The 15,136-nt window shown below is 63.6% G+C and carries 11 protein-coding genes; 8 read left to right on the forward strand and 3 right to left on the reverse strand.

Translation table 11 applies throughout. The features are described from left to right. Positions 1-81: 81 nt before the first annotated feature. On the reverse strand, positions 82-834 hold the full coding sequence (locus JI745_RS23135; protein WP_201812161.1) for a hypothetical protein: 753 nt from the start codon (positions 832-834) through the stop codon (positions 82-84). Then, positions 831-1,301, reverse strand: a complete 471-nt coding sequence (locus JI745_RS23140; RefSeq protein ID WP_201812162.1) for a hypothetical protein — start codon at positions 1,299-1,301, stop codon at positions 831-833. Before JI745_RS23140 ends, JI745_RS23135 begins: the two co-directional genes overlap by 4 nt. Before the next feature lie 306 nt (positions 1,302-1,607). On the opposite strand from JI745_RS23140, the gene JI745_RS23145 reads away from it, so the two are divergent. The 8 genes from JI745_RS23145 to JI745_RS23180 all read left to right on the forward strand — a co-directional run bounded on the left by JI745_RS23145 (position 1,608) and on the right by JI745_RS23180 (position 14,048). Further along, the gene (locus JI745_RS23145) at positions 1,608-2,069 is read left to right on the forward strand and encodes a hypothetical protein (RefSeq protein WP_201812163.1); all 462 of its coding nucleotides are present in this window, start codon (positions 1,608-1,610) and stop codon (positions 2,067-2,069) included. 160 nt (positions 2,070-2,229) lie between these two features. Then, the gene (locus tag JI745_RS23150; protein ID WP_404932836.1) at positions 2,230-3,006 is read left to right on the forward strand and encodes a ComEC/Rec2 family competence protein; all 777 of its coding nucleotides are present in this window, start codon (positions 2,230-2,232) and stop codon (positions 3,004-3,006) included. Further along, a complete protein-coding gene (locus tag JI745_RS23155; RefSeq protein WP_201812165.1) occupies positions 3,003-3,698 on the forward strand; it encodes a hypothetical protein in 696 nt (231 codons plus the stop codon). Before JI745_RS23150 ends, JI745_RS23155 begins: the two co-directional genes overlap by 4 nt. A 459-nt stretch (positions 3,699-4,157) precedes the next feature. Beyond that, complete coding sequence (locus JI745_RS23160; RefSeq protein ID WP_201812166.1) at positions 4,158-4,358, forward strand: DUF1778 domain-containing protein; 201 nt, start codon at positions 4,158-4,160, stop codon at positions 4,356-4,358. Further along, positions 4,355-7,477 carry an anti-phage-associated DUF499 domain-containing protein gene (locus tag JI745_RS23165; protein WP_201812167.1) on the forward strand — a complete coding sequence of 1,041 codons (3,123 nt, stop codon included), beginning with the start codon at positions 4,355-4,357 and terminating at the stop codon, positions 7,475-7,477. Before JI745_RS23160 ends, JI745_RS23165 begins: the two co-directional genes overlap by 4 nt. Positions 7,478-7,481: 4 nt before the next feature. Continuing rightward, positions 7,482-8,156, forward strand: coding sequence for an anti-phage-associated DUF3780 domain-containing protein (locus tag JI745_RS23170; RefSeq protein WP_201812168.1), 675 nt, complete (start codon positions 7,482-7,484; stop codon positions 8,154-8,156). A 101-nt stretch (positions 8,157-8,257) separates the two neighbouring features. Further along, complete coding sequence (locus JI745_RS23175; protein ID WP_201812169.1) at positions 8,258-11,284, forward strand: anti-phage-associated DUF1156 domain-containing protein; 3,027 nt, start codon at positions 8,258-8,260, stop codon at positions 11,282-11,284. A gap of 13 nt (positions 11,285-11,297) precedes the next feature. After that, positions 11,298-14,048: a phospholipase D-like domain-containing anti-phage protein gene (locus JI745_RS23180; RefSeq protein ID WP_201812170.1), complete on the forward strand. Its 2,751-nt coding sequence runs from the start codon at positions 11,298-11,300 to the stop codon at positions 14,046-14,048. Between the two features lie 199 nt (positions 14,049-14,247). On the opposite strand, the gene JI745_RS23185 is transcribed toward JI745_RS23180, so the two are convergent. Next, positions 14,248-14,961 (reverse strand): SOS response-associated peptidase, encoded by a 714-nt coding sequence (locus tag JI745_RS23185; RefSeq protein WP_255545726.1) that lies wholly within the window; start codon positions 14,959-14,961, stop codon positions 14,248-14,250. Between the last annotated feature and the right edge of the window lie 175 nt (positions 14,962-15,136).

The raw sequence follows: 15,136 nt of genomic DNA on the forward strand, positions 1-15,136 counted from the left end.
ACACGGGGCGATCGGCTGAAACCGACCCGTTGCAGACACAGATTGTGTTGCTGGGTCGCGGTAAAGCGAACCTCGAGAGGCTCAGGCTTCCGACTCCCAAGGTCGGCGTACGAATCGGACATAGACGCCTAAGGCGTCAACCGGTGACGAGTACTTCTTCACCCCTAAATCGGAGCTAACAAGAAGGATCGGCGCACTAGGTTCCGCGGGGACGACCGGAACCAGCCAAGTGGCGAGACTTGGCTGAGGATCCCGCAAGAATGCCGTCTCGCGGCGTAGCCCCAATGCTTCTCGCACGTTTTCTTTCGTTGACGTGCGGACGTCCTTGCAACTGATGCCCGCGATGACCTGGGAGTGCGCAGGCCGCTCATCTGCGGCTGGCGCAAGGACACACACGTCGAGTTCATGGCGGGCCTCGCGAGGAGCTTTCCCCGGGGCTCCGCCGTTTCTGTCCCAACTTAGCGATTCGAACTCGACGGAGGTCCAGACCTCACCCATTGGATTGCCGGCGTCGTCGAACAGGTCGAAATGTGAGAACCTTTTGCGATCGGCAAGAGCCGGCTTGCTCGCAACTACCAGTTCCGATGCTTTGCCTCCCTTGGAAGGTGGCACATGAACGATCGACGCCTTCGGATAGGCACGCCGAAAGGCCCGCAATAAGCGCGCGAGGACTAGCATTTCGAACAGCTTATCGCGGGTCATCACCTGTAGCTTCAGCGGCGTCGGGGCCTTCGCTGCGATGTCAAAGAGCTTGCCGACAGCTTTGACGAGGTCTAATGGCGCCGGCTGGTTCTTCTTCTTTGGGACTGACGCAGCGGAGGGTGTCGTGCTCATAGGTCCACCTCCGTCTGTCTTGGGAGGAAATCGAGAAACGCCTGCCGCAATGCGACCTGCTGTCTCGTTGGGCGGCGCCCAAGGTTCCTTTTAAGACTGGTCTTCCGGTTGCCCACGAGCATCTGCATTGACTTGACCTGTTGATCGTGCTCCAGCGTCTCGTTGAGTTCGCGGCGCACCGCTTGCTCTGTTCGGCTGTTAACCGGAAAAGCGAGCACCATCAACAGCGATAGCGCCTCTTCAAACCGCCCCTTGATCTCCCTGCGGTTTGCCGGTGACGCGTTGCGAACGCCTTGCCCGGCGACCACAAGCCCTTCTCCAAGGGGCTCATCTGGCTCGACAGGCGCGCTCAGGTTGGCTAACTCCATGAACTCGTGCATCAGCGGCCCCTCATACGCGAGGGCTCGCCGGTGTATCTCGCGAAGCGCCTGTTCCAGTTCGTCCTCACCCCGAATTTCGATTCGCATGCACTCTCCGTGAATGTTCCGCGGCCGCGATGCTGGCGGCTCTGCGCCAGCATTCTCAGCCACGATCGGGCGGCCCGTGAGTTGCTCGCCGGCATCAACAGGTATGGCCGTGTCCAAGCAGGACGGATGACCAGCAACCTTGGGCGCAGTCGGAAGAAATCGTGTCGTCCGTGTGGCACCTCAAGGCCGACGCTGGTCGGCTTGCGGTTCTGGCCGGGACCCTCCTCAGGGTCTCCGACAATAAAAACTATTGCGCGGACTGTAAAGTTACTTTATAGTTGATCCAGAGAAACTATGAGTAAAGCGATGTCAATCCCGGTGATGGTTCAAACCTCGTTGCCCAAGGACCTCATCTTGCGGCTGCAGGCTAAGTCGGAGATGCCCGCGGTTGAGGGTCTTGCTGGGATCTTGAGTCGCATTCTGGATGACCACGATAAGGCGTTCCCGAACCAAAACAAGCGTGTCGTTCTATCAATGCCAGTGCATCCGGAGCCAAAGGTCTTCACGACCCAGCGTGGGTTCGAGTTGCCTGTCGGACTAGAGCTCTTCGCAGAATACGGCGGCAAGCACCTGAAAGCGAAGGTCACGACAGGCGGCATTGAATACAAGGGCAGGACGTACGAAGTGTCACCGTCTGCGTTCGCAGCGAAGAAGGACTGTGGCGCGTCAGACACCGCTGCGTCGACGAACGGCTGGAAGTTTTGGATGTTCAAGAAGGACGGCCGAGCGCAGTTCATCGACGTGCTGCGTCCGCCTGTCGGCAGGTGATCGGTGCGCACGACGCTTTTAGGTTCCCGGTAAGAACAAGCAGCGGAGGCGAGGGATGCCAGGATTCATGCGAATTCGGGTGGAGGATGTCGAGCACGGGTGTTGCGTGATGCTCCAGCACGTGACCAGGGTCGGCCTGAACCAAGAGGTTGGTGGTCGCTTGGCCATGATCGACTGCGGCTCGTCGGCGGACTTCAAACCGAGCAGGGCGATTAAGGCAATGGGTCGCGACAAACTCGACTATCTCTTTATCACCAATGCCGACCAAGACCACATGTCCGACCTGAAAGGATTGGAAGACGCCGGCATTGAGGTGGTCACGCTGCTGCGAAATCCGACCTACACCGGCGAGGAGATGCGTCGCATCAAGCTCGTAAGCGGTCCGCTCACCGAAGATGCTTCTTGGTACGTGAACGCGCTCAGCACATATACCGAGAACGTCACCGCTCCATTTAACACAAGCATGGGTGGCATCACGTACAAGGCCTTCTACAACTCGTACGGCAGTGGGTACGGTCAGTTCAAGGACACGAACAACCTGAGCTTCGCGACGTTCATCAAGTACGGGAACTTCAAGATGCTGTTTCCCGGCGATCTCGAAAAGGCAGGCTGGACCGCCCTGCTACAGCGGGCTGACTTCCGGGCCGAACTTTCGGGCACTGACGTCCTGATGGCGTCCCACCATGGACGCGAGAGCGGGTACTGCGAGGACATCTACAAGTACTTCACGCCTTCGTGCGTAGTGATCTCCGACAAGCCGATCGTGCACAAGACGCAGGAGATGGTGCCGGACTACCGCAAGGTAGTCCGGCAAAGTGGGGTACGCGTGCGAACAACAATGAAGGACCGGCACGTGCTGACGACTCGCAGAGACGGCTGGATCGTCATCGATGTGGACGATGAAAACTTCACCATCGATACGGAGTACCACGGATGAAAAGCGCTGAACGATCCTTGAAGTCGCTGAACTTCGCGTGGCACGTCGCCCTCGCGACGGCCGATGCCATCGTCCTGGCCCTCTTCGTCGCGCCCGAACTGATCACCAGCGCTACGACTACGCAGCTCGGTCTCTATCGCGCGCTTGGCGCCGCAGTGTTGCCGATCGTCGTGCTCCTGCTGATGAACGTGATGTCGTCGAACTTCAAGGCCATGCTCGTGTACTGGAAGCCTTACGGCTGGTTGCCGGGCTGCGAGGCGTTTACCAAGTACGGCCCAGCGGATCACCGTGTGGACATGGCGCAGCTAAAGAAGAACGCTGGTGCGTGGGCCGACGAGCCAAGGGAACAAAACTCGAAGTGGTACAAGTTGTACAAGCAGGTCGAGACTACTCCTGAGGTCGCATACGCGCAGAAAGACTTCTTGATGTACCGGGACATGGCCGTGCTATCGCTGCCGCTCATCGTCATCGCTCCGCTCGGGCTGTATGTCGCCAATGCGAGCACGAAGGCCCTGTGGACCGGTGCTGCGATGTTCGTCGTCCAGTACGTGTTGACCGCGATCAGCGCTCGCAACGCGGGTGAGCGCTTCGTGTGCAACGTGCTGGCTGTGCACTCGGCCAAGAAGGTCACGCCGCTAAAGGCACAACCTGCAGCGAAGGCTACTTCGTCCGGTGGTTCTGCAGGTGCCTGACGGCTACGAAAGGAGAATCGGCCTTTCGTCCCACTTGTTGGTCTCGGATTGCCAAGCGACGTCATTGGGTCGTCAGCTCGCGGCCGACCACAGCGGTCGCTCAGTCACCCTCAGCGTGCAAATTCGCTCGCAGTGTCGCCTTCACGCTCACAAGCAGTCTTCGAGCAGGCGCGCCATCAACGCCAAGCCAATGACTACTGCCTGGTAGACACCGTGCATAGACTCGCCTGAGAGGACAGACGGCAATCGCTGCACAGCTGCCAGTCATCATGTGAAGTGCAGCTTCAGCCTGAATTGCAACTGTCGCGGGCCGTGCGTTCAGGGGCTGCTCTCGGCCCATTCGCGTCGCTGGCAATCAGAGAAGCACGCATTGTTTCGTTCCTCGACATCCATAGCAGTCGTCCCAATGCTGAGCGACCGCAAACTGCAGTACATTTGCATCCCCAAGATGAGGACGCCATGGCTGCCAGCAAGACCGCCACGCTCACGCTGCGCATCGAGCCCGAGATAAAGCAAGCGCTGCAGCGCGCTGCCGAGATGGAGCACCGCTCCATCGCCAATATGGTCGAGGTGCTGATCCGCGAACACTGCAGGGTCAAGGGCATTGCCCCGGGCGTCACCAGCAAGAGCAAGCGAGTCGCTAAGGGAGCCACTTCGTGATCAAGACCGTCAAGCAGGCCTGCCGCTTCAACGCGGCGATACACGACTACCGAATGAGCCAGGGCATCGAGAACCTGGCCGAGCTCATTCAGGACGAGGGTGACGGGCGTGAGTTCTTTTCGCGCAACTTCGTCACGCACGGCATGGCACAGCTTTTCCGCGAAGGCCTGCTGCGCCTGTCCGGCAAGTCGGACCAGGCGGTCTTCGAGTTGACCCAAGCGATGGGTGGCGGCAAGACCCACATGATGATTGCACTGGGCCTATTGGCGCGCCATCCGCATCTGCGTCAAGAGGTGCTGCCCGGTGATCTGAAGGACCGAATCGACTTCGGCCAAGCGCGCATCGCCGCCTTCAACGGCCGGAACACTCCCGACAACTACATCTGGGGTGATATCGCAACGCAGCTGGGAGAACCCGAGGCAATCAAGCCATATTGGGCCAACGGCCCGAAATCGGTCGACCAGGCGAAGTGGAAAGAGATCATCGGCGACAAGCCGACCCTGATCCTCCTCGACGAACTCCCGCCCTACCTGGACAACGCCAGCACCCAAGTCTTCGGACAGGGAACGCTGGCCAACATGGTGGTGTTCTCACTGGCCACGCTGATGAGCGCCGCGCTGGAACTGCCCAATTGCTGCATCGTCGTCGCCAACCTCTCCGGCAGCTACCAGGCGCAGACCAAGGCGCTGGCCGATGCGATCTCGAACCTACAGCAGGAAACCCGGCGCCAAGCGATGACGATCACGCCGGTCCAGCTGGCCGGCAACGAGATCTACGAGATCCTGAAGACGCGTCTCATAGACAAGATGCCCGACGAGCGCGTCGTCGCCGAAGTGGCTGAGGAGTACGCGCAGCAGGTCAAGAAAGCCGAGGACGCAGGCTACGTCGTCGCCGCCAGCATCGAGCAGATCGCCGAGCAGGTGCGGGAGACCTACCCCTTCCATCCGTCGTTCAAGCACCTCGTGGCCCTGTTCAAGGAGAACGAGGGCTTCCGGCAGACCCGCGGCCTGATGCAGTTCACAGCGCGGCTGCTCAAGAGTGTGGCGCTGCGCGAGGACGACGACGTCCACCTCATCGGCACCCAGCACCTGGCCCTGAACGATGACCAGGTGCGCGACGAGATCGAGCGCATCGCCCCCAAGCTGCTACCGGCTGTCACGCGGGACATCGCGGACAAAGGCAACGCCATCGCCGAGACCATCGACGCCGAGCTCGATACCGATGCGTCCCGCCAGGTGATGACCCTACTGCTGGCGTCGTCGCTGTCACGCGCGGTGGGCGGGCGCATCGGCCTGTCAGAGAGCGAGGTCATCGAGTTCCTCGCCGCCCCTGGCCGCAAGCCCGACGAGTTCCTGCAAGCCCTGCAACGGCTGCGCGAGCAAGCCTGGTACCTGCACCGCGAGGACCAGCGCCTCTTCGTCAAGGAGACCGAGAACCTCTCGCGCCAGATCGAGCGCAGCGCCAAGGAGGTACCGCAGCCCAAGATCGACCAGGCGCTGATCAACCGGCTCACCGGCATTCTCCAGCCCGAAAGGCGCCAGGCGTACCAAGACGTGCAGGTGCTGCCTCGCCTCGATGAGATCCGCCTGAGCGGCCCGCGCACCCTCATCGTCATCAAGCCGGATGGCAAGGTGCCGCCCAGCGAGTTGCAGAACTTCTTCGACTACCAGCAGGAGAAGAACAATCTGCTGGTGCTGACGGGGCAGGACAGTCATCTGGCCGACGCCGTGGAAGACCGCCTGCGCGAGCTCTACGCCATCGAGCAGATCCACAAGCGCCTAAAAGCCGGTGACACCTTGTTCGAGGAGGCGCGTGACCGGCTCGAAGAGGCGGAAGGCCGGTTCGCCAAGGCGCTCTCCGCCGCCTACAACCGGGTCTACTTCCCGAGCACCGATCCCATCGACGGCCGGCACTTCCTGGCCAACGTCACCATCGACAACGGCCTCAAGCTCGGCAAGGGCGAGCAGTCTGCCGAGGCGCAGATCGACGCACTGCTGGCCAGCCCACGCGCCAACTACAAGCTGGCCGCCAACCTGACCGAGAGCTTCGGCGAGTACTTCGCCATGGCGGAAGAGGTTCTGTGGCCCTCGGGCAAGGACAACCGCCGCACTCCGTGGAAGGACGTGGTCGCGCGCGCCAAGAGCAATCCAGACTGGCCTTGGATGCCGGGCGCGGGCGGCATGGACACACTGAAGGCCGAGGCCCTGAGACAAGGCCGCTGGCGCCTGGGTGAAGACGGGTACATCGAGAAGGGCCCGTTTCCAAAGGACAAGACCACGGTCAACGTGTCGGTCGTCGGCAGCCAGCCAGACACGGGCGCCACTATCCTGAGCCTCACGCCACGCCACGCGGGCGAGAGCCCGGTGGTGGTCTACGCCACCCGTCCCGAGGGGCTGATCAACGGGCAGTCCGTCGAAGACCTCGACAGCTTCATCACGGCGGAAGGCACGTTGTACTTTCTGGCCCGCGACACCACCGGCCACTATGAAACCGGTGCGCCCGTTCGCTGGACCGCCGAGCTGAAGATCCGCCACCAGGTAGATCCAGCCGCCGACAAGCGCCGCGTCACGCTGGCGTGCACGCCCAAGGCCACGCTGGCCTACACGTTGGACGGCTCCAATCCGCGCGATGGCCTGCCCTACGAGGGGCCGTTCGAGATCGGTGCTTCAGCGGCTCGCTTGCTCGTCTACGCCCGCGCCGGCGAGGCCAACAAGACGGCCGACTTCCAGATCCCGGCCAGCGGCGACAGGACCGTTCAGATCAACGACACCAAGCCCGTCAAGCTGCAGCCCAAGCGCTTCGGCCTGGACACCACCGACCGGGTGTTCGGTGTCATCAACCGCTTCCGCGACCAACCCGGCACGCGGTTCAAGGGCGTGCGCATCGAGATCGGCGAGGGCGAGAAGACCGTGACCGTGCGCTTCCAGGAGCGCGAGGTCACCGCCAGTGTCATCGAGGGCGTGATCAACAGCCTGCGCCAGCTGCTGGCCGAAGACCAGGCGCCGGTGGTTGTGAGCATCAGCGACGGCGCCCATTTCGACACGGGCTTCGCTGCCAAGGAGTTCGCCAAGCTGGTGGGCCTGGAGCTGAAGCCTGGCGACGTGGTCCAGGAGGCATGAAGCCATGACCAAGCCCAGGTCCACACGCTCAGCAGCCGCACTGAATGCCAGTGCTGCCGCGCCTGCCTCCGCCAGGGTACCGGCCGACGCGCGCCCAACCCTAGGCTTCGGCGTGCCTGCCTCGTCCGACCCGCACCACTTCAAGGTGATCGTCCCGCGCAGGAACACTGCCCCCGTGCAGGTGAGCGAGTACCTCGGCCTGCAGGCTCTGAGCGACGAGCACTCCGTGATCGACCGGGCCGTGCTCGACCGCGCACGCTGGACGGCCATCCGCGCCGAAGTGCAACGCGCCTTCAATGCCCGGCTCAGCACGCACAACCTGAAGCCCAGCGCCTGGAAGGCCGGCGACAACCTGGTCGACCGGCTGCTGGGCAAGGAGCTGTGCGTGCTGGTGTGGGCCGTCGAGCACATGGAGATGGAAAAGATCCCCGTCGCTGTGCGTAACTGGCTGGCGCTGTTGCCGGAGGAGCGTTGGTGGCTGTTCGGCATGACCGCGATAAGCACGGGCGGCATCGGAGATGGCGACAAGGGTTGGCGGCTTGCTCTGCGCCACGCGCTGGGCGACGTCGCGCAGAGCGAGCTGCTGTCGCCGCGCGCGCGCCGCGGTCTGGTCGCACGCGACAGCGACATCGCAGGCGAGCGTCCGACCCTCGACCTCTTTAGCGACGGTGCGGCATGAACACTAGGGATCTGCTCGAGAGTGGATGCGCCGGTGCCGCCCAGCCCATTGCCGAAGGCACAGGCGGAGCCGGCTTGTCTGGCATCGCCTGAAACCGCTGCATGACCAAACGTCCCCCTCTCACCCCTGGCGCACTGCGCGACACGCCGGCACTGATCGAATCGGTGTTCCCAGTGCAGAAGGTCTCGCATGAGGCTCAACGCGAGCGGAAGGCCAACCTCTACCAAACGCTGACCGGCCTCGGGTCCTACTGGAAGGGACGCAAGCCTTTGATCCTAGTAAGGGCCATCGTTCTCGGTGTGCTGCTACCGCAGACCGACGACCCCGAGCGGGATCTTGAAATTTTCGAAAAGCTGATGGGCTTTGACGCCGAGGGCTTGGCTCGCCGGGCGTTTGTCGTTGACGGCGTGAAGCCCTACGAGATGGCGAAGCGCATCTCTTTGGCTGATCCATGGGCCTTCTTCACTGCAAAGGTGAAGGGCGAGGAGCCTGAGGACGGGCAACTGGCGTACTGGACCTTCCCGCTGGATTGCGAGGAGAGGGGCATCACGCTGCGCTGGCGGCGCGACATCGAGCCCGAACAGAAGCTGGAGCTGTATCGCCGCTACATCGCGAACCTGGATTCGTATGAGCAACGCTCGAATCTGGGAAAGCGGCCTGAGGAGGTCGACGCCGCATGGCTGTTCGAGCCGATCTGGACCGATGTAAACCAACATTACGCGCACCTCGGAATCAACGCCCGCAGCGTCCACGAACTCGTGGAGCAGTTGGGCCAGCTCCGCTATGGTCGACGCGCGCGCGTGGGGGACACCTTCGCCGGTGGCGGCTCCATCCCCTTCGAAGCAGCCAGGATCGGTTGCGATGCGTTCGCGTCGGACCTGAATCCCATCGCCTGCATGCTCACCTGGGGCGCACTGAACATCGTCGGCACAGACGCAGCCCGGCACGCCGAACTCGAGCGCCAGCAGAGGGAAGTTGCCACGGCAATCAAGGAATCCGTTCGAAAGCTGGGCATCGAGCGCGACGCATCAGGCAACCAAGCCAAGGTCTACCTGTACTGCTTGGAAACACGCTGCCCCGAGAGCGGCTGGCAAGTACCGCTCCTGCCGTCATTGGTGATCTCCAAGAACGGCAGCGTCATTGCTAAGCTCGTTCCGAACGAGGCGCAGCAGCGCTTCGACATCCGGGTCGTCAACGGTGCATCAGCGGCGGAGATGAAAGCCGCGGCGAACGGCACCGTAAGGGATAGCGCCCTGGTCTACGAGCTGAACGGTAAGGTCTACCGCGTTCCCATCCGCACGTTGCGAGGCGACTTTCGAGACGTGGATGGCACCACTCAAAACAACCTGCGCCGATGGGGTCGTGAAGACTTCGACCCGCTCACCGGCGACACATTTCAAGAACGGCTGTACGCGATCCAATGGATCGACGGCACCACCGTGTCAGACCCGCGACCCCGCACCTACTTCGCATCGCCAACGGACGAGGACCTGGAGCGCGAAGCTGAGGTGCGGAGGATCGTTGCGAGCAACCTGATGGCATGGCAGGCCGAAGGACTCGTGCCCGACATGGTGATTGAGGCTGGAGACGAGACAGCCAGGCTGGGTCGGGAACGAGGTTGGACCCACTGGCATCACCTCTTCAATGCACGGCAGCTGCTCCTATACGCGGAGCTGCGCAAGCACGCGACCGCAGAACTCTGCCTCAAGGCTTGCCAGATGATCAACACCAGCGCCCGCCTCACCCGCTGGTCCACCGGCGACGGAGATGGTCGCAGCGGCGGCACCAAGCAGGTATTCGACAACCAGGCGCTGAACGTTCTCTACAACTATGGGTGCCGGGCTTCGAGTTGCCTGCTTGACCCACTGGACGGCGAGAACGCCCATGCGCCCATCCCCGCGGGCGTGACCCACACGCTGCGGAACCACCCTGCACACGAGGTCGCCGAGGCCTGCGACCTGTGGATCACCGATCCGCCCTACGCGGACGCGGTCAACTACCACGAGATCACGGAGTTCTTCATCGCCTGGCTCCGCCGCAACCCGCCGGCCCCGTTCGATTCCTGGGTGTGGGACTCCAGGCGCGCCCTGGCCATTCAGGGATCAGGCGAAGACTTCCGCCGCAACATGGTGGCGGCCTACACCGCGATGGCGACACACATGCCCGACAACGGCATGCAGTGCGTCATGTTCACCCACCAGGACACTGGTGTCTGGAGCGATCTCGTCGGCATCTTCTGGGCAGCGGGGCTGCAGGTGGTGGCGGCCTGGTACATCGCCACCGAGACCACGTCCGAACTGAAGAAGGGCGGCTATGTGCAAGGCACGGTGACGCTGATGCTGCGCAAGCGCCCGGCCGGTGACCGGCCGGCCTTCAAGCAGCGCTTGCTACCCGCCGTGCGGCAGGAGGTGGACCTGCAGATCCGAACCATGATGCACCTGAACACTGCCGTGATGGCCCACCACGGCGAACCTGTGTTCAACGACTCCGACCTGCAGATGGCCGGCTACGCAGCGGCGCTGAAGGTGCTGACCGGCTACACACACATCGGTGGCGAAGACGTCACCAGCTTCGCGCTGCGCCCGCGTGTGAGGGGCGAGGTCACGGTGGTTGACGAGATCGTGCAACAGGCTGCTGAAGCGGCTAGCAACCTGCTGGTGCCCGAGGGCCTGACGGCAGACTCCTGGGGCAAGCTGTCCGGCATCGAGCGCTTCGTGCTGCGCATGATGGACATGGAAACCACGGGCACCCGCAAGCTGGACAACTACCAGAACTTCGCCAAGGCCTTCCGCGTGCAGGACTACGCCCGCGTCATGGCCAGCATGGCGCCCAACGAGGCCAGGCTAAAGCAAGTGACCGAGTTCGCCTCTCGCGACCTGACCGACAGCACCGAGCTGGGCGCCACGCGCCTAGGCAGGCTGGTCATCGCGCTGCAGCAGATGCGCGCTGACCTGGAGCCGCAGACCATCATCAGCCAGCTGCAGGCCGAGATGCCCGACTTCCTGGAGGCTCGCCCGTTGCTGATGGACCTGCTGGCTTTCGTGGAGCGCAAGGCACCCGAGGCGGATGTGCGCATGGCTGCCGAGGTGCTGGGCGCCCGGCTAAAGAACCAGCGCTTCGGGGTCTGAGGACGACAACGCCATGGCCATCCGGCGGTTCTCGTCACGCACGCACCGGCTCGACGCCAGCTTTCTGCTGGAGCACATGAAGGGGGCGCACAGCTACCGACGCATCGCGGGCTACTTCACCAGCTCGCTGTTCGAAGTGGCGCACGAGCTGCTGGAGGGCATTCCGCACGTTCGGATCGTGTGCAACGTCGACATCCACCCCGACGACCTGAAGGTGGCCCAGCTGCGCGAAGCCCGCATGATGGGCCGCTGGAACGAGAAGGCCATCGAGGCCGAGGCGCTACTAAACCGCGACCGCTACCGCCGGCTGGACGCCTTCCTGCAGCGGCACGGCCAGGCGGTGCGTGTGGCGCCCGACAGCGTGTGCGGCTTCGTGCACGGCAAGGCCGGCGTCATCGAACTGGCCGATGGGCGCAAGCTGGGCTTCATCGGCTCGATGAACGAGACCCGCAGCGGCTGGCAACGCCACTACGAGATCCTGTGGGAAGACGAGTCGCCCGAGGGTGTGGCCTGGATCGAAAGCGAGTTCGACTTCCTGTGGAACGCGGCGCGTCCGCTGCCCGACGCGGTGATCCGCGAGGTGCACCGGCGGGGCTACCGCCGCGAGGTGGTGTTCGACGAGATCGACGACGAAGACGACGTGGCGCCGGCCGCGCTGATCGAGTCGCCGCTGTACCGCGAAGGCCTGGCGCTGCAGCCGTGGCAGCAGGGCTTCGTGACCGAGTGCCTGCGCCACCACCAGATGCACAAGGTGGTGCGCCTGCTGCTGGCCGACGAGGTGGGGCTGGGCAAGACACTGTCACTCGGCACGGCGGCGCTGACGCTGTGCCTGCTGGCCGACCGCGAGCAGCAAGCCCGGCGGCCGGTGGTGATCTTCGCCCCGGCCACACTGTGCGAGCAGTGGCAGACCGAGATGCTGGACAAGCTCGGCATTCCGTGCGCGCGCTGGGACACGGTGCGCAAGGTGTGGCTCGATGACCAGGACCGGGCCATCTCGCCCGCCGGCCGAGAGCACATCGCGCGCTGCCCGCTGCGCATCGGCATCGTCTCGACCGGGCTGATGATGCGGCAATCGGCCGAGAAGCAGCACCTGCTGGGCCTGCGTTTCGGCCTGGTGATCCTGGACGAGGCGCACAAGGCGCGTACGCGGCAGGGCTTCGGCGCCGACGCGGGCACACCGAACGAACTGTTGGCGTTCATGCGCGAGATCGCGGCCCGGTCGGAGCATGTGCTGCTGGGCACAGCGACGCCCATCCAGACGCAGCCGCAAGACCTGTGGGACCTGATCGGCATCCTGCACCAGGGGAGAGGCAACTTCGTGCTGGGTAACGACTTCGCGGCCTGGCACCGGGCCGGTGAGGTGCTGGAGATTCTGTCGGGCCGCCAGGAGGTGACCTCAGCCGAACATGCGTGGGAGCTGCTGCGGTCTCCGCTGCCACTGGTGGACTCCACGCGCGAGCCGCGCGCCCGGCGGCTGTTCAGCGCGATCCGCCAGGATCTGGGGCTGGTAAACGGCGAGACCCAGACCGCCCGATCGTTGGCCGACCTGAGCGAGGACACGCGCGAGATCCTGGAAGACGAGCTGCACCGGCAGGTGTCCGGCGCCACCTTCTTTCAGCGAGAGAACCCCCTGGTGCGACACGTGGTGCTGCGCAAGCGCGTTAGCTTGGAGGATGCCGGCCTGCTGGCGCGGGTGGGCGTGGACGTGCACCCCGATCGCCAGCTGATCCGAGAGCCCCACGGCTTCGATGCGTTGTTCGAGGCCAAGGCGCTGCGCACCAGCGAAGACTTTCGGGAGGCCTACCGCGAGGCACGCGCCTTCGGCAAAGCATTGAGCGCGCGTGGCCAGAGTCTCGGGGGTGGCGGCGGGTTCATGAAGAACCTGGTCGAGCAGCGAATTTGCTCGTCCATCTACGCGGGCCTGAACACGGTGCGAGCGCTGCTGCAGGGCCAGACCCTGTGCGACGAGGAGGACGAGGGCGACGCGGAGCTGGCCGTTGAATCCACCGACGAGCGCGAGGCCCTGGAGCGGCTGCTGAACCGGCTGGAGAAGATCGAGGCCGATCCCAAGCTGGCGGCACTGCTGTACTACCTGGACTGCGAGAAGTGGCTGGAGCTGGGCGTGATCATCTTCAGCCAATACTACGACACGGCGCGCTGGGTCGCGGAGCAGCTCGCCCAGCGCTACCCGGATGAAGCCATCGGTCTGTACGCTGGTGCCGGTCGCAGCCGGCTCTACCAGCGCGGCGACAGCGTGTCGTGCGAACGCGAGACACTGAAGAAGATGGTGGCCGAGCACCAAATCCGGATCATGGTGGCGACGGACGCGGCCTGCGAGGGCCTGAACCTGCAGACCCTGGGCACGCTGGTGAACGTCGACCTGCCCTGGAATCCGACGCGGCTCGAACAGCGCATCGGCCGCATCAAGCGCTTCGGCCAGAAGCGCGACACCGTGGACATGCTCAACCTGGTCAACGAGCAGACCGTTGACGAGAAGATCTACGATCGCCTCTCGGACCGCATGCGTGACCGATATGACCTGTTCGGCTCCGTACCGGACACGATCAAGGACGAGTGGATCGACAACATCGAGGCACTGGGCGTGAAGATGGACGAGTACATCAATGCCCAGCGCGAGGCCACTGGCTTCGACCTTCGCTACACCGCCACAATGGCGCCGCCCGACAAGGACTGGCGCGACTGCACGGCCGTGCTGTCGCGGCGCGACTTTGCGGTGCTAATGGCTGCGGCTTGGTCGGTTTAGATCGGTTGGCTGCCTTCATCGATAAGCCGCACTGCCACCGACGACGCGAGCGTCCGCGTAGAACTGCTATCACTTTCGCTGACCGCTTCTGGCCACTAGCGGTCGCTGGCGATTCTCTTTCGGAGGACTGCAACCGCTGCACACCAGCCGTCGACACAGATGCTGAGTCGGCCGCAACTAAGGGACTCACACTGGGCCGCTAGAACAGCTCTTGTTGAGGCGGTGGCGGTGGTGCCGTCTTGACCCCTCGCGCAAGCGGCGCAGGCTCACCCACAAGTACACCCATCCACGCCCTGAAGAACTTCGGCGCATCGTCAATCGGGCAGCTGAGCCAGGCCATGTAGTCCTTCGGATCGAGGATGACCACCATGCGTTTCTCATCGCCCGGCTTCTGGTAGTCCTGCATGAACGGGTGCCCGTCCGCGTTCACCGTGAGCATGGTGAACGTGAAGAACGACTTGTCGCCACGCGGTTCTTTCCAGCGCTGGTAGATGCCCGCGATGCCCAGCGGCACGTCACCCGGCTGGCTGATGCGATAGCGCACCGACTTGCCGGGCTTCTCGACGGTGCCAAAGTAGCGCGGCTCGTAGATCGCTTCGGCCGGGATGATGCAGCGCTGGGCCGTGCTCCACGCCGGCTTGAAGCTCTTCAGCGTGGCCACGGTCTCGCTGCGCGCGTTGTAGGTGCGAAGGCCGTACTTCACCTCCGTCGCGAAGGCGGGCAGGAGGCCGAACACACCATCGTCTGCCACGAGCGCCGGCCGCCCGCCTTCCTGCCCCTCGACCTGCAGCCGGATGAAGGGCGCCTCACCGGTCGGGAACACATCCCGCTCGTGCTGATTCGCAGGAATCTCCACCCCAAAGAAGGAGAGCATGCGATCCATCCGCGTGACCGGGCGGTAGTTCGAGCACATCCGGAAACTCTAGCCGGTGCCCAGAAAGCCCGACCGGCTCGCGTGGTGAGCCAGGTCCGCGCCAAGATGTCGGCATGGGCAACCCGAGCAAAGTTCGATCGCATGGGCCGTGCAAGACGTGCAACGCCAACGGCGGGCTGTGGCACGGCGAGGCGGGGTCTGTTTACTGCCTCCG

Source organism: Piscinibacter sp. HJYY11, assembly GCF_016735515.1.
Taxonomy (GTDB): domain Bacteria; phylum Pseudomonadota; class Gammaproteobacteria; order Burkholderiales; family Burkholderiaceae_C; genus Rhizobacter.

What these genes read in the sequence shown, in the direction of transcription:
- JI745_RS23170 (WP_201812168.1), top strand. Translation starts at nt 7,482, where the DNA reads ATGACCAAGCCCAGGTCCACACGCTCAGCAGCCGCACTGAATGCCAGT.
- JI745_RS23135 (WP_201812161.1), bottom strand. Translation starts at nt 834, where the DNA reads ATGAGCACGACACCCTCCGCTGCGTCAGTCCCAAAGAAGAAGAACCAG.
- JI745_RS23180 (WP_201812170.1), top strand. Translation starts at nt 11,298, where the DNA reads ATGGCCATCCGGCGGTTCTCGTCACGCACGCACCGGCTCGACGCCAGC.
- JI745_RS23140 (WP_201812162.1), bottom strand. Translation starts at nt 1,301, where the DNA reads ATGCGAATCGAAATTCGGGGTGAGGACGAACTGGAACAGGCGCTTCGC.
- JI745_RS23185 (WP_255545726.1), bottom strand. Translation starts at nt 14,961, where the DNA reads ATGTGCTCGAACTACCGCCCGGTCACGCGGATGGATCGCATGCTCTCC.
- JI745_RS23155 (WP_201812165.1), top strand. Translation starts at nt 3,003, where the DNA reads ATGAAAAGCGCTGAACGATCCTTGAAGTCGCTGAACTTCGCGTGGCAC.
- JI745_RS23175 (WP_201812169.1), top strand. Translation starts at nt 8,258, where the DNA reads ATGACCAAACGTCCCCCTCTCACCCCTGGCGCACTGCGCGACACGCCG.
- JI745_RS23145 (WP_201812163.1), top strand. Translation starts at nt 1,608, where the DNA reads ATGTCAATCCCGGTGATGGTTCAAACCTCGTTGCCCAAGGACCTCATC.
- JI745_RS23160 (WP_201812166.1), top strand. Translation starts at nt 4,158, where the DNA reads ATGGCTGCCAGCAAGACCGCCACGCTCACGCTGCGCATCGAGCCCGAG.